Here is a 15536-nt window from a genome sequence, read left to right on the forward strand (position 1 = left end):
AATGGAGCAGCCATGTTCTTTGGGAAACAACCTGAACGAAAGTTTCCACACGCAGTAACAAGATGTGTCCTTTTCAAAGGAACAACCAAAGTATATATCATAGATGATAAAACCTTTGGCGGTCCACTATACCAACAATATTTGCAGGCTATGGCATGGCTGGAAAGTAAACTGCAAGTAGCTTATAAAATTGAGGGAGCAGGACCAAGAGAAGAAATTTGGGAAATTCCTCTTACTGTATTTAAAGAAGCCATTATTAATGCTCTCTCACATCGTGACTATTACGAACAGGGAGCAACCATTACGATAGAAATGTTTGATGACCGGGTAGAGGTTTCTAATCCCGGAGGGCTTTTGCCTATCGTAGCTAAAGATTTCGGACACAAGAGTATGACACGAAATCCATTAATATTCGGATTGTTTACCCGTATGCATTTGGTTGAAAGGGTTGCATCCGGCATTCCCCGTATGCAGGAAGCTATGAAAGAAGCCAATCTTCCTGAACCGGAATTTCATACAGACGGAATGTTTACGGTAGTGTTTAAAAGAAAATACAGTGTCACAAGTGATACAGTAAATGATACAGTAAATGATACAGTAAACGAGAAAGAGCAAGAAGTTCTTAATTTACTAAGGCAACAGCCGGGGTTAAATGCAACGGAAATAGCCCAAAAGTTAGGAAAAAGCATACCAACTATAAAAAGGTATTTAAGTTCTTTATCAAAATCAGACTTGATAGAATTTAGGGGCGCACCCAAAACTGGAGGATATTTCCTGAAAAACAATGTTGTTATCAAATAAATCTCTATCTTTGCATTCAGAAATCGTACCCAAGATACAAACTTGTGTTGAACGGTGCAAAGCTGTGAAAACCTTATTCAAGGGACTTACATCGTAGCAAAGATATAACTTACTGAAAGATAGTGCCATATCAACCCATTTTCGGTTGCTGGTGGCACCACTTTTAAAAGACTTCACATCTGGTAAATCCCTGAAAATTAAACGTTTCAGGGATTTTCTTTTTCTTCTAATCCGCATATTTTGGGCAAAATAACGCACTTCCGTAGTGCTAAATCGTGGACAATTTTAGTCTCGAAAAAAATGTCCACGAATTGTACCGTAAGTCACTGATTGTCTTATCGTTTGATTCTTGCTATTCTGCACGATTCAGTAACTTTAAACATTAATTTTTAGAGTATGAAACGACAGACTTTCAACGTACTGTTCTTCATCCGCAAAACAAGAACAGTAAAATCAGGTGAAACACCTATCATGTTGCGGATAACTATTCAAGGTCAATTAGCTGAAATGCAGCTAAAACGAACCGTTAAGCCTGAACTTTGGTCGCAAGCCAAAGAACGGTGTACAGGTAAAGATTCTAAATCTGTAGAAGCAAACCGTTATCTGGAGTCAGTAAAATTACGTTTGTATGAGATTCATCGGACTTTGGAAGATGAAAACAAACTTATTAATCCGATGGAAATCAAAAAACGTTTTCTTGGACTGGATGAAAAGCATAAAATGTTCATTGAAGTATTCCAAGAACACAACGACAAATGCAGGGAACTGATCGGCAAGGATTACGCAAAGGTCACTATCTCCCGTTTTGAGACATGCTTGAAGTATTTTAAAGAAATGCTTCTAAAACAGTACCATCTAAAGGATATTCCGATGAAAGAAATAAATAATGCCATCATTCAGGATTATATTCATTTCTTGAAATCAAAAAAGAATCTGCAAGAGAATACCGTTATCCGCTACATGAAAGTAGTCAAGAAGATTACTAACATGGCTCTTGCAAATGACTGGATAGACAAGAATCCGTTTATGAATATCCATTTTCATGAGCAGGAAGTACACAAGGAATTTCTAACCAAAGAAGAATTAGAAATTTTACGGACTAAAGTTTTCAATGTGCCACGTTTGGAATTGGTACGTGATATTTTCTTATTCCAGTGTTGGACTGGATTAGCGTTCATAGATGTATCGGAATTGAAACCCGAACATTTGGTAACAGATAATCTTGGGAACGTCTGGATAAGAAAAGCCCGCCAAAAGACAAAAGTCATGTGTAATATTCCGCTTTTAGATATTCCGTTAGCGATATTGGATAAGTATAAAGGCTATCCGCTTTGCGAAAAGAGAGGTACATTATTACCTGTTCCATGCAACCAAAAGGCAAACAGTTATTTAAAGGAAATTGCAGATTTCTGCGGAATTAAGAAGAACCTGACCACGCATACCGGGAAACATAACAAAATTAATATTTAGTTGAAAATCAAATAATTAAACCAACGTTTAACAGTAATAGGTAACGATTTAGAAACGAGCGAATTGCCATATTCTGTCCCATTCTGCATCAACTCAAAGAACGGTTTCAACTGTTGCAAATATACATTTTAACCTCGAAAGAAGCAAGGTTTCGTTTACTTAAATATCTTTTGATCAATGAGAAAAGGGCATCTGTTTTCACTATCTCCTTTTCATAACAGAAAGAGTTGCATTGAGTTTTGACATCATCAAAAGAGAAAATGACTTTTGTATGTTTAAAGAAATAGAAAAGATTCGCTAAGAATAGGACGATATTTTAAATTATCTTTTAAAATCATAGTCAAACGAATATTTGGATGAAAAAATCCTACTTTTGCTTTCAATTTGGTAAATAGATAATTATCAATATATGAAAGCATTCAATGATTATACTAGGCGTGAAGAATTCTCAATATTCAGAGATTTCTTTTTGGAACATGGGCTGTGCAGGGAGGTTAAGAAAAAAGAGTATTTCGCACGACAAGATTTCACAACGGCTCATGCGGCTTATATAAAGAAAGGTATGTTCCGCTACATTTGCACTGACGAAAGAGGGTGTGAGCATATTGTAGGCTATTCTTTTGAAGGAGAATATATTGGAGACTATCCGTGGTGTATGAAAAAAGAGAAAGCAATGGTAAGTATCCAAGCTACTGCGGATTCTCAAATATACTGTGCTTCAGCCGAAGAGATGACGGCTTTCTTTTCTACAAATGCAGAAACTCAAAAACTTCAAGGAATTTTAACTGAAGAATTGTTTGTCCAGACATACAAACGCTTATTGGATGTCTATTGTAAGACACCGATTGAATTGTATATGGATTTGGTAGAACGTTATCCGGATTTCCAAGATTACATCACGCTTAAAGAAGTTGCATCTTTCCTTCGGGTTACTCCCGAAACTATTAGTCATATCCGTAAGAAACTAGAATAACCATTTTTGATAGTTTTCAGTTTCTTGGATTCCTTTGAGAAAAGCAATGTCTAAATAATAAAGACAAACAATCTACGATAAATAGTATCGTAACCTTTCCATTCATTCTATAACATTGTCCAGTAAGCCTAATTCTGCATCACCTATATATTCCCATCTCGCCACCACTTTACCATCTTTATCTATTAAAACGTAAAATGGAATTTCTGTGCATCCATATGTTTCAGATAGAGCACTTTCCTTAACGGAATTATCACCATTTTCATCCTCCTGTCCTATACTCAATACTTGAGGCCAGCCATTTAATTGATGTCTCTGTATGGCTTTACACCAACTGTTTTTATCTTTGTCCAGTGATATGCCTATAATTGTCAAGCCTTTACTTTGATATTTCTTGCAAATCTCTTTCATTTTCGACATTTCTTTCAAACAAGGAATACACCAACTTGCCCAAAAATCTAACAATACATAAGTCCTGTTTTTATAATCGGATAACTGTATTGTTTCTCCGGTGAAGCTTTTTCTGATGAAATCAAAAGGGTAAGAACCTATTGATGTACTATTTAAAATTCTTCTTTTCTTTTCATGTTCGTTTATTTCTTTAAGAATGAGCTTTCCCAACCGACTGTTTTTTATTTCATCAGCTAAAATATCATACACTGCACGGACAGAGTCAATACAGACATTATCTGTCTCTGAAATAGAGTATAATAAATCCGGCGTAATTCGATAGAAAGGATGTTTAGCTGCAAAATCAAGTTGTATGCTATCTCTTTTATAACTATTTGTTTCGTTCATCGCAAAAATGTTGTTCCCTATGCGAATAAGCGAATCTCTCAGGGGAGAACCTTCTTGTGACAAATCTATTTCATGAGACAAACTTATAATATTATCCAGAGATTTATAATAGAACTCCATGTAAGGTTGCATGCATCGTCTTAATTCAATGTTCTCTTCCTCAACCGCCGTTCCAGTCAATCGGTATCTATATGGCTTATTTCTATCAATATGCAAATTCATGAAAGTTGGCTCCATATATATGCGAATGAATTTATTAGAGAAGTCCAACCGGGCAGCCGTCACGTCTTCAATATTACCTTGAAATGAAAATTTACCATTAATGGTTCTCGTGGAGTCTGTTATGGTAATCCTGTCATTCTTTTTAAATATATCATAACTTATTTCTACCAATGTTGAGTCTTCAATACCCGTTATTGTACCTTCTAATGTAAAAGAACCGTCGTTGGCTTTTTTACAAGATAGGAGTACGATAGATAAGAACAAACAAATCAAAACATCTTTTTTCATATACAAGGTAATTTTCTATTGAGAATGAATTGATTATTGCTTAATATAGTTATACAATTGGTCTTGGTCGGTCTTTTCCCATAAATTCAAGGCTTCATATTCCTTGTTCGGAAAAACTAATATAGCATGTGGTATACCAGGAACCATGAAATTCCGGCGAACTTCTTCTACATTGACAGATAACAGGCTACGCCAAGGAATATGCTCTTTTTTAAGAAATGTCTTCCATGCGTCAACAGTTTCCGGTTCATCAATAGAAATACAAACGAAATCCATCTTATCCTTTAAATCATTATAAATCTTCCTTTGAATGGGGAGTTGTAAATGACAGGGGCGGCACCATGACGCTGAAAAAAGAATTAATGTGCAACGGGTACTATCTTGTATTACCGGTTCTTTTTTTGCTGTCAAAGCATTAGGCAGGGAAATGTTTTCAAATGGCTTGTCAAGATACGCTTGAATCTCCTTTCCCCAAACAGAGTTTTTACACCTTTCGGAAAAACAATTATAAAGTCGTCTTATATCTTGCTTGGTTTTATAATTATACATCTTTGCACACAACCGTGAAATATAATACCGGGAATCCGGATGTCTTTGGGCTTCCCCAATGTACTTGTCCAAATACTGCTTGTAAGAATAGGTAGTATCTTCAATTGTCAGGAACATTCCATATAATTGATCCAGCATACGCAAGTAGAGATCCGTCCCTTTTATCGATGATTCTACCATAAAGTTATCTGTGTTGCATGTTCCTAAATAACTATTTCCTTTATGGTCACTCATGAAAATGCTGTCTTCTGTTATAGTGCTTTCATATTTAAGGGAAACAAAGGAAAGGGAATCGTCAAAGTTCAATTGCTGGGTTCTGCGTTTTTGTCCGTCTATCATTGAATTAAAGGCAATCCTGTTACTGGTGTTCGTCTTGTAGTCAAAAGTTTGGGGCACAATCTCAAAGTCTATCAAATGCTCATAGATTGTATCGGGTATCGTAAACACCCAACAATTGGAGTCTTGCCTTTCCGCTGCTATTTTCAAGGTATAATAAGGTCCCTTGGTAAAGCTGTAAATGAATAGGGAATCGTAATTCTTCCCTTGCATTTGTACTGTAAAAGTCCGTTCCTTCTGAATTACTTTCTTATCTTTTATATTGCATGAAATACAGATAGCAAGAAAAGATAAAAGTAGAATTTTGATAATGTAGTTTCTTTCCATAATTTGTATCTTTTACATATTACTGATTACGAGCAAGGTGTAAATAGCAAGAAGAATCCCTATGCCCAAAGCCAGAGAACACCACTTTATGAATGGTTTGTCCTTACTTTTTATACCATAGAACAACCCGATGGCACCACATATTGGAATGCCTACCGGGAATGCTAAGAATCCAAGCGTCATAAGGCAAATAAGCATTATAACACCCATTGCAGTTAATATTTTACTTCTCATGTTCTCGTTTTCTTTGTTCATTATTCATTTGAAACCATACTTTTTTCTGGTATTCATTGATAGCAAACAACTCATCATCCTCATTGTCTGTTTTATCAACGAAGGTTCTTATACTTGGGATTTCGGGATATTTAGTTTGTATAATGTCATCAATCAAGTAACCATTCAACCCTTTTGTGTTTTTAAAAAGGAAACTCTGAAACATAAGGTTGATATATTCATAGTTATTACAGATGTATGCTTTATAATTTTTGTAAGCGTCCGATTTCATATATTCTTTTGAATGACTACTAAGGTTAGGCTTTTGCAGTTCCTCAAACAGTTCTTTTTCTAATTTTTTATATTCGGTAGTATCATCAATACTATACCAATAATGTTCATTGGGATTGGTTGTCAAGTCTTTCCAGGCATAAGCTTCCCAATAATCAATTGCCATAATCATTGAATCTGCTTTTTCTTTACTTAATGTATAGTAAATGGAATCTTTATTCCAGTTTTTAAATAGACTATCAATCGAATCTATTTTTTCCTGTTTTATCTGACTAAATATAGCTTTTAAATTATGCTTGTGTGGAGCACTGCTAATGCAAAATCTGCCACTTTCAATCCGCATATTAACCTGTGGAGCAGTTATAACGCTATCATTGTATATAAATCCTATCCGTTTACCTATTGCTTTTTCGGTTGCATCAGCCCATTTTTTAAGTCTATGCTTACTTATAGTACCAAAAATCACAGGTACTCCAAATGCATCTGATTCTAACTCCAAAGCATTAAATTCTTTCACGGTTACAATGGGATCTTTAGAAATACTATCTTTCTGACCGTCGAGAATGTAATACCAGCCATTTTCCTTTTGTTGCGCTTGACTTGTACCATATGACATACAGGAAGTTGCGACCACCATTAAAAATAAATACAAAGTCTTCATAATTGAAATATTCATTGGTTTATCATAAATCACTATATGAGTAGCAAATTAATGAATTACTGAGGGAAAAAAACTTGAAGTAATTCAAGGTCATCCTTTTTATAATCTATTTTAACACATCTAGACTAATAACTCATCCCATTCTTTTGTGTATGTGTTTCTGATTGAAGATATAACAAAATGAAATCCCACCTCATAAAATCATGAAGCGGGATTTCTCTTTAAATGTCTAGTTTAGTATATGCCGACTATTTCTCTGAAAGCGGCAGCGATTTATACTCCCTATATTCTCTGTAATCTTGTCCAGGGACAGTTAACGGATCATCATAAGTTTCATATATATGCAATTGGTCAGGGGTAAGCTTTTCTATTTCCCAATATAATCCGTTATCCATATAGATAATGCTGAAATTAGGTATTGTAAACGACCAACGGAAATAAATTGTATTTTCCTCTGTTTCTCCATCATCATAATTTCTGACGAATTTACGGGAGCCACTGGCATCGTCTTTGAACGTCCATAACTCGTATATATCGCATTCCCTGCCATCATGCGATGTCATGTGGTAGGTCCTTTCCCATCCCTTGTTTTTGGTCAGGTCATCAATGACCTTTTGCTGGCCGTCATCATAGTACCCCGACTTTTCTATGCAGCCCGACAAAAGGGAGAGAATGATAAATGACAAATATATATATGACCTTTTTATCATTGATATGATATGTTAAATTTTGCGATATTGGGATCGCTGCTATCGCAACTGCTCGCTACTTCAAAGTTCCATTCTGTATCCGGTTGGTCTGCATGCCACACAAAACGGGGGGCAATCATTCTATAACCCACACCGCAGAATAGTACGTTCACCGTTTCTTTATTACCGTTCTCCCTCATTTCACAAGATACAAAGAACGCCCAACCTGCATTTTTATAGGTTTGCGGAGCCAGTTCGATGGAGGTTTCAATATCCCCGTTTCCATAAACGGTGTATTTATCTTTGTCGTTGGTTACTTTTAAAGGGACGGTTCTGGGATAATAGCTACGGGTAGCTTCTGTTTCATAGCTTCTTTCCAGTACTATAGGGGAATCGCTTTTGGTACGGCTCACGTAGATTTCATTGCTTGTTATCATGACCACATAATCCACTCCGTGGCTGGACGCTAATTGTCCGGACAACTTACTTACCCGATTAACACTTTGTTTGAACATATCAAGGTTTAATGAATTGACGGCAGCCAACTCTTCCGCATCTGCATTGGTGATATAGGACAAGGCGGTAGTGCGTTTATTAGGATTGATGTAGTACTCATGCGTAGTCTTGTTTATATCGACAAACTTGTTCAGTACTTCTGCATCCTGGTCATAACTTCTACTTGCTGGAGACGGTAAGCTTAAATCATTCTGGCAACTTTGAATGGACAAAGTCACTAATACCATTAATAAGATAGATATCCGTTTCATAATTCATGTGTTTTATAGTGATTAATCTTTTTACACTTTATAGCAACTAAATGATATATAGATACCCCAATAATAGGGAATAGTATAACAACCAAAGCGGACAAAACCTTATGTCTTCGTGTATGTTTGGATTGTATAATGTTCCAAATTACAGCAAAGTCTAACAAAAACACCAATACTATCAGCCATATCGTTATATTCATATTTTGTAATTCCAGTTTAATGTATCGTTTTTCTTTTAGTTGATAACTTTGTCCGCTACAAATTAAGTACATAAAAAAGAGAAAGGTCTTGAAGATATTCAAGACTCTGTATCTTTAACCTATCTTAATGCATTTATTTTATGTAGCGCCTTCACTATTTTATAATGTTTTCCAGAGCAGTTTATTTCCCTGTATTGTGAATGTTATCTTTTCATCATCTCTGAGCCAAGAAAGATAGGAGCGTATAGTACTGCCGACTAATACATATTGTTCTATATTCATCGTCAAGTTATATCTGTCGAATATTTGTTGAAGTACGGTTTCTGTGGAAATTTGTTTTTCGCATATAGCCAATAGTGTCTCTACTACTTCATATATTTTATTGCGATTAATCTTCACCAATTCCTTCATATCTTTGGTCACTTCCGCATGTGCAGGAACAAATGTTTCTCCTTGCATCTTTTCTACCTTATCCAAAGTCTCTAAATATTGTGTAACATCATAAATGAATGAAATCTGATATTTTTCCAAAGTGGCTTTACTGCTTATACAATCAGCTAAAAAAACAGTATTATCAGGAGTACGCAATCCAATCATGTCAAAGAAATGTCCCGGTAATGGGATAACTTCCAATTCTTTAGGAAAATCATCATGAGAAATATCGTTAACCTTACTAGATTTTGCAAGTAAGAATTTACTCCTCAGTTCTTTGCAAGGATATCCGCCATATAAGAAAGAGGGTTCCAAGATAGGATGATTGGTAAAAGCAGCCTCAATCCCTTTTGCAAAAATGGGACAATTGGTTTGTTCCTGTATATAATGATTTCCACCAATATGGTCGGCATTGGAGTGTGTATTGATGATAGCCTTTATCCGCCAATTGTTTTGATTGGCTATTTTAACGACTTTCTTACCCGCTTCTTTATCATTACCGCTATCAATCAAATAGATATCAGTATCATTTTGCCTATAGATACCTATTTTCGCAGGACTTTCGATGTAATAACTCTGAGATCCAAGTTGTTTTAATTCGTACATGATTTATTGGATTAAAAGATATAACTATATTCATGTTTTTTTATTTCCCCACAATATTAGATTTATGCAAGATATTGCTACTATCAATGCTATACATTTCAAAATTAGAGCATCTACAATGAAGAGCCCTGTTATAATGTTAGCTAATGATATAAAAAGAAGTCCCCAATTTAATATCTTGTATTCTTTTGTTTTTTGCATATTTTATTCCTCTTGCAATGAAAGTCAAATAATACTTTTTTCCATTTCGAAAACAATATCTTTAATGCAAACATTCTTTGATAAATTCAATAAAAAGCGAATGGTATTTAGCAAATCGTCTGGTTGTACCATCTCTTCTTCTTTAAAAGGAGTTCCTGCCTTTTGCGCCATTTCTGTATTAACCCATCCGGGACAAAGGGTAGTAACATGTATGCCCAATGGAGCTAATTCACGATACAAAGATTCTGCTAATCCGAGAAAAGCAAACTTTGTGGAACCGTAAATACCACCATTGGCAAAACCATATTTGGCAGCACGGGATGCGATATTAAAAATATATCCACTTTTCTGTATTTTCATTATTTCCGTTACAGTTTTCAAAATACCGTATTGAGCAATGACATTTATCTCCATAATCTTTCTGAAGTTTTCAACGGGTTCATTTAAAGAACCGTCCATGAACATTGCAGCGGCGTTTACGAGAATATCGATTGTTCCATATTTCTCATTGATATTTTTTATTTCATAATCGACTTTTGCACTATCGGTTAAATCTAAAGGTAATACAATCGGCTGCTGTATGCACTTATCCAATAGTCGAATTTCATTATATACTTTATTTAAGTTCTCTTTATTCCTGGCTATCAATACAACTTGATAACCGTCACTGGCTAAACCTTTAGCTATTACTGCGCCTATTCCTTGACTGGCTCCTGTAATTATTGCTATTCCTTTACGAGTTTTCATAATCTATTTATTTATAAGTTCCTTTTGTCTACAAATGTATATCTAATAAAAAAAGCCTTGAAATAATTCAAGACTCTTGATGGGCATGCCACCAGTCCGGAATAAAATCTTCGGGAAGCCCTTGTGAGTCCTTTTTCTCTTTTGAGATGATTTCAAGAAGTTTGTATTCGCTCCATGCTGGTGTGCCACGTCTATAATCTAAATAGTTTGTCTCACTTATCTTGATTACATATTCGTAGCCGCTTTCATAATTGAAATCTTGTATGCCTGTAAATTGTTCCCATTCTTGTGACATATCTTTTTTTACAGCATACACATCTGATAAAACATTAACTCCAACTCCCACAATCCCTTGTAGTTTTTGTGATGCAACAGTCATAACATATTCCTGATAGCCGGTTACTTTAGGTTCATCCTCGGTTTCATTTATGTCGCAACTTACAAAGCTGACCAAACAAATAAATAACAAAAGTGCGTTTAATGAATTTATTGCTTTCATATTCCTTATATTTTCAGCAAAGAAAGACAAAATGAAATGAAAAAGCCTTGAAATAATTCAAGGTCAGTGTGATTTCAGTATGTGATTTATATTTTTTAATAAATATACTTTTATTAATACTATTCCGTGTATTACTAATCGTTTCAGGTATGACTTGTGAGAAGGAAGAGTACCTCTGACATATAAAATCATTTCCTATAATAACAATTGGAGACTATTTCCCCTTGTCGCATTTCACTAAATACATTTTACATTTGCAACACTAATAAACATCTTGTCATAAAATAGACTATATTCATAATTGTTATTAATAGCTAGCGATTTAGCCCCCGTCTGCATGATTCTCTCTTGTCTTTAATCTATCAAACATCTCATTCGGTTGACGAAAAGGCTTTAATTTATCTAAAAACAATTATTGAAGCAATCGCTTTCATGAAAATCTAATTGTCAATCAAAAAAACTACATACAGGATTGTTATAATGAAAAATATAGAACAAGGTTCTAGTTTCATGATCGGCCTTTTCGTCAATGTCTATTGAGCATTTGCATATCTAATGGCAAAATCCAGTATTTCATCTCTTTCTTGAATAATACTTTTTATAGTCGGTTTTACTGTTATATCAGGTTGTATGCCTTTATTTTGAATTATTCTTTTATCTGCATAATAAAATCCGACTCCTGTAAACTTAACATGTATTCCACCTGGAAGATAAAACGGTGCAATTGCTCCATCTGTCCCAGACGTTGGTGAACCTATTAAGGTACAATTGGGAGCTTGTTGTAATACAGCAACAATACTTTCTCCCATGCTAACTGTTTTTTCATTGATTAAAACAATGATCTTGCCTTTATAATAATTGGGATTCTCTTTCCCAAATATTTGAGAATTATCCCAACGGAATACGCCCGGATACTCAGGAATAACAGAAGTGGTACGTGTGCATGCCTTGGCTTCAGGGAATAAATAATCTGCAATATTTCCCATATAGCTATTAGGATAATTGCGCATATCAATAATTACACTTTTGCAATGTTCAAATTTCTTCATAATAAACGATATACTATCATTCGTAAAGTTCCCTATAGGTGAAAAATATCCAATATCACTCTGTATAAAACGATTGCAAGCCACATTTATACCGAATAATTCCCGTTTGATATTCCAATATGTAGTTTCATCCATTCCCTTTATGCAAGAGGTCATCTTTTTACCTTCACGCCGTATTCCTAAAGTATTTTCTTTACTTTGTACTTGATTCAAAAACAGGCATAGGCTAACCAGATAACTTCGTTCATTGGAGCTACTGATTCTATTTCTAAAATCTTTTATACATTTCTTTATCTTTCGTCCATTGATGTCCATGACAATATCTCCCGTTTTCAGGTTTATAGTGGAATCTAATACTTCAGAAACAATAACATGGTTTTCAATATAATCAAAATGACATGGTAAATAGAATGGGTTCCGTTCATGGGGCAAAAGAGAGTCAGCTCTACTAAATTCTGCATGGCTGTCTTTTAATTCCGTTCCTAATTGATCAATTAGCTTTCGGTACGTTTCCGTATCTTTCGCTGAAATGAATGCAGGAATATATTCACGTAATACTTTATTCCATTCTGTGCTATGAATATAAGGATAGAAATAGTTTACTATATTCCAATACCGAAACAAAGACAATAATCTAAATCCGGCGTCAGGCATAATTCTATCTTGATAAGCTTTTTCGTTAGGAAATATATTTTTGCTGCCACCCATGACTCGGTTGTAGTATTGAATAGTATTTGTACGATTCGCATATTTTAAACTATCTAATAGTAGATATAATGCCGGAGTAGTTTTTTGTATCTCATTCATCCATGAAAAATCCGGAATGTGGTGTATGGCACTATCTTGTGGATTCGGATAAGAAGGTTTTAATAACTCAAAAGCACCTAAGTTCCTAACCTTCTGCAATATAATATCTTCAAATTCTACCAAACTTTTTGCTTCTAATATTTCGGGGAGCCAACGAAAAAGTTCATAATCCCAATTAAACATTCCATTCGTGACAGCAGGATGGTAATACTTTAAATATCCCCATACTTTTCCCAATAGTTCTAAATTATGTTTTTGTAGAGTAGATATATCTCCGAATTTGATATTTGAACCACAATCAAACGTGTGATCCATGTCTGCGGGATAAACAATTTTCTCCATCTTTAAATTAACACTATCTACCCAACAAGAACCATTACTCATGCTGGCTATTTGAGATATGACCATTTGGCTATTTGAAGACAAAGGTAATTCAAGTTGAAAACGTTGCCAGTCCAGATTTTTAACCAGTTTCATCTCGTTTTTATCCATGGATGACAAAACTATGATCAAGGAGTCTTTAGATGTTTCCACCTTTGCATAAAGACTAAGTATTGCTCTTTTTTCTGTACTTACAGCCTGTGGAGGCATACTTAAAACTGTCATTTGTTCATTTCCATTGCCTTTAATGCAAAGAGCATATTTTTCTAAATGATGATGAATAGAATCCAATGAACAAGAATGATTTCCTTGTACAGTCCAGTTCTTTTTCCAATTTTGATTAAAAGTAACTGGTATGTTTTTTATCACCCGTTGTTGAGCATACGAGAATGTTGTATAAATCAACATTAATAAAATAGTAATATGTTTATATCTCATATTTATAGATTTTGTAATTATCTACTTATTAAAAAAATAAGGTTGAATAAGTGGATGCTCTCCTATTGTTGTCTTATTTTAATTGTGGCACCCGTGTCACCTACAGTCATGTGTATGGATAGTTCCCGGACTATCGAAGTCGTATTTGGTGAAATCGTGATAAATACATGATTTTCACTTTCTGTCGGGACTTCGATCTTATACCATTCTCCTTCAACCATGGTGAAATCGTCGGATGTCACATAATGGAAGGGAGCATTTCCTATTTTTTCCTGTATATCACCTATCCACCAACTTGTATAATTACTTGTCGTTATGACAACAGAACCACCATCAGAGGAAAATTCGATTTCAGAGCGGTCTATTTTAACGGCTTCCCAATCTCCGTCTTTCTTATCACACCCTATCAAGATGCTTAGAAAGGAAACTATATAAACTATTTTAATACACCTCATACTATCTGATATATAATTTGAATTCGAGAAACAAAAACTCTTTGTGTCCATTTATCAATACAGAATTGTATTTCATCCACAGATTAATCAGCCGATCACAGTGTTTAGGTTCCAATCATAAAATTCGATATTTTGCTTAAGAATACTATACTTTATTATTTAAGAGCAAACAGCTCTGACGTTTTTACAGATGGTTAGTTACTTTTAGTTCATCCTCAGCTTTTTTTCACAATTCACAAAGCTGGCAAAACAAATAAATAACAAAAGTGCGTTTAATGAATTTATTACTTTCATGTTCCTCATATTTTTAGCAAAGAAAGACAGAATGAAATAAGAAAGCCTTGAAATAATTCAAGGTTTGTGTGATTTTAGAATATAACTAAGATTTTTTAACAGATATGCTTTTATTAATGCAATTCTATATATGGCTAATTGTTCCAGGTGTGGTTTGTTGCAATGAAGCAGTTTCTTTTAAAATTATATAATCTTAAAAAACAAGACATCTTTATGTTAAGTTTATATATAATTCTTCTTTACTTTTGAAATAGAAATTCAATAAACGTGTACACGCTGCTATAAATAGTTCCCTCCGCAAGAACACAACCAGCAACTTGTACATCTCCACAGGTAAAAACTCTGCGACTTCGGAGCTATACTTTGAGGAACGGTTGGCGGGGGAATATGCCGTTAAACCGTTCCCTTTTGGTTAAACCAAAAGACAACTTGCTGTCCCCTCTACGGGGACAACGCTTTTAAGTAGCACTGGCTACATCGCCTGCATCCACGGTCTTTAGGCGATTTCTTTCCCCTGCAATCCTGCAAGAAATCCCCAAAACAAAAACAGTTTTGGGAGAATATTCCAGTATAGGATAGAATGTTCTGCCAATGAAAGGGTATCCAGTTCGGTAAATAACGTGGTCTACTGTTGTCCGTGGCTACCGTTTGAGAAGTAGCCACGGACAACAGTAGACTGTATTTCTTACTTTTTTTCTTTCATAGTCGTAATCTGTAACGACTGTTGGGAGAAAAAAGAGAGAGTTTCCGCATGGGGAGGCAGGAGGCATATTGGATGACACCTTCCTGGCTCTAAAAAACAAGAAAATCCGCCCATCAGGAGAAAAAGCAAAATAAAGAAGGCGGAGTGACATGAGGGAAGGAAGAGTTTTCTTTTGGCAGTTAGATGATTGTTGAGAATTTGCGAATGTTTATTTCATGTTACCATGTAGCCTGTGAGAAAGCATGCACAGTAGCACAGTAACCTTGTGGACTAAACGTAATAATGTAGTGGCAAATGTCAGTCTGACTGAATCCGGGGCTTCATCACCACTTCCTG

Annotated in this window: 13 protein-coding genes; 3 read left to right on the top strand and 10 right to left on the bottom strand. The window is 35.0% G+C overall.

Annotated features, from left to right (window positions below):
* The 3 genes from DW103_RS17005 to DW103_RS17015 form a co-directional block, all read left to right on the top strand.
* A partial coding sequence (locus DW103_RS17005; protein WP_122278331.1) for an ATP-binding protein occupies window positions 1–801 on the top strand: 801 nt, incomplete at its 5' end.
* 396 nt (window positions 802–1197) lie between these two features.
* On the top strand, window positions 1198–2271 hold the full coding sequence (locus tag DW103_RS17010; RefSeq protein ID WP_233545724.1) for a site-specific integrase: 1074 nt from the start codon (window positions 1198–1200) through the stop codon (window positions 2269–2271).
* A 409-nt stretch (window positions 2272–2680) separates the two neighbouring features.
* Window positions 2681–3244 (top strand): Crp/Fnr family transcriptional regulator, encoded by a 564-nt coding sequence (locus DW103_RS17015; protein ID WP_122278333.1) that lies wholly within the window; start codon window positions 2681–2683, stop codon window positions 3242–3244.
* Window positions 3245–3346: 102 nt separating this feature from the next.
* Here the strand turns inward: DW103_RS17015 and DW103_RS17020 are convergent, their stop codons facing one another.
* From DW103_RS17020 to DW103_RS17075, 10 genes are all read right to left on the bottom strand, one after another.
* Window positions 3347–4552 carry a TlpA disulfide reductase family protein gene (locus DW103_RS17020; protein WP_122278335.1) on the bottom strand — a complete coding sequence of 402 codons (1206 nt, stop codon included), beginning with the start codon at window positions 4550–4552 and terminating at the stop codon, window positions 3347–3349.
* A 33-nt stretch (window positions 4553–4585) separates the two neighbouring features.
* Complete coding sequence (locus DW103_RS17025; RefSeq protein WP_122278338.1) at window positions 4586–5764, bottom strand: thioredoxin-like domain-containing protein; 1179 nt, start codon at window positions 5762–5764, stop codon at window positions 4586–4588.
* Between the two features lie 223 nt (window positions 5765–5987).
* Window positions 5988–6929, bottom strand: coding sequence for a hypothetical protein (locus DW103_RS17035; RefSeq protein WP_233545725.1), 942 nt, complete (start codon window positions 6927–6929; stop codon window positions 5988–5990).
* A gap of 248 nt (window positions 6930–7177) precedes the next feature.
* Window positions 7178–7639, bottom strand: a complete 462-nt coding sequence (locus tag DW103_RS17040) for a 4-hydroxy-3-methylbut-2-enyl diphosphate reductase (RefSeq protein ID WP_122278340.1) — start codon at window positions 7637–7639, stop codon at window positions 7178–7180.
* Window positions 7636–8385, bottom strand: coding sequence for a hypothetical protein (locus tag DW103_RS17045; RefSeq protein WP_122278342.1), 750 nt, complete (start codon window positions 8383–8385; stop codon window positions 7636–7638). The genes DW103_RS17040 and DW103_RS17045 overlap by 4 nt, the downstream gene beginning before the upstream one ends.
* Window positions 8386–8747: 362 nt before the next feature.
* Window positions 8748–9626 carry an MBL fold metallo-hydrolase gene (locus tag DW103_RS17055; RefSeq protein ID WP_122278346.1) on the bottom strand — a complete coding sequence of 293 codons (879 nt, stop codon included), beginning with the start codon at window positions 9624–9626 and terminating at the stop codon, window positions 8748–8750.
* Between the two features lie 225 nt (window positions 9627–9851).
* Window positions 9852–10574: an SDR family oxidoreductase gene (locus DW103_RS17060; RefSeq protein ID WP_122278348.1), complete on the bottom strand. Its 723-nt coding sequence runs from the start codon at window positions 10572–10574 to the stop codon at window positions 9852–9854.
* A 67-nt stretch (window positions 10575–10641) separates the two neighbouring features.
* The gene (locus DW103_RS17065; protein ID WP_122278350.1) at window positions 10642–11073 is read right to left on the bottom strand and encodes a DUF4377 domain-containing protein; all 432 of its coding nucleotides are present in this window, start codon (window positions 11071–11073) and stop codon (window positions 10642–10644) included.
* A gap of 533 nt (window positions 11074–11606) precedes the next feature.
* On the bottom strand, window positions 11607–13748 hold the full coding sequence (locus tag DW103_RS17070) for a S41 family peptidase (protein WP_122278352.1): 2142 nt from the start codon (window positions 13746–13748) through the stop codon (window positions 11607–11609).
* Window positions 13749–13810: 62 nt separating this feature from the next.
* Window positions 13811–14203: a BACON domain-containing protein gene (locus DW103_RS17075; RefSeq protein WP_122278354.1), complete on the bottom strand. Its 393-nt coding sequence runs from the start codon at window positions 14201–14203 to the stop codon at window positions 13811–13813.
* Window positions 14204–15536: the final 1333 nt, after the last annotated feature.

It is taken from the genome of Parabacteroides sp. AM08-6, assembly GCF_003473295.1.
Taxonomy (GTDB): Bacteria; Bacteroidota; Bacteroidia; order Bacteroidales; family Tannerellaceae; genus Parabacteroides.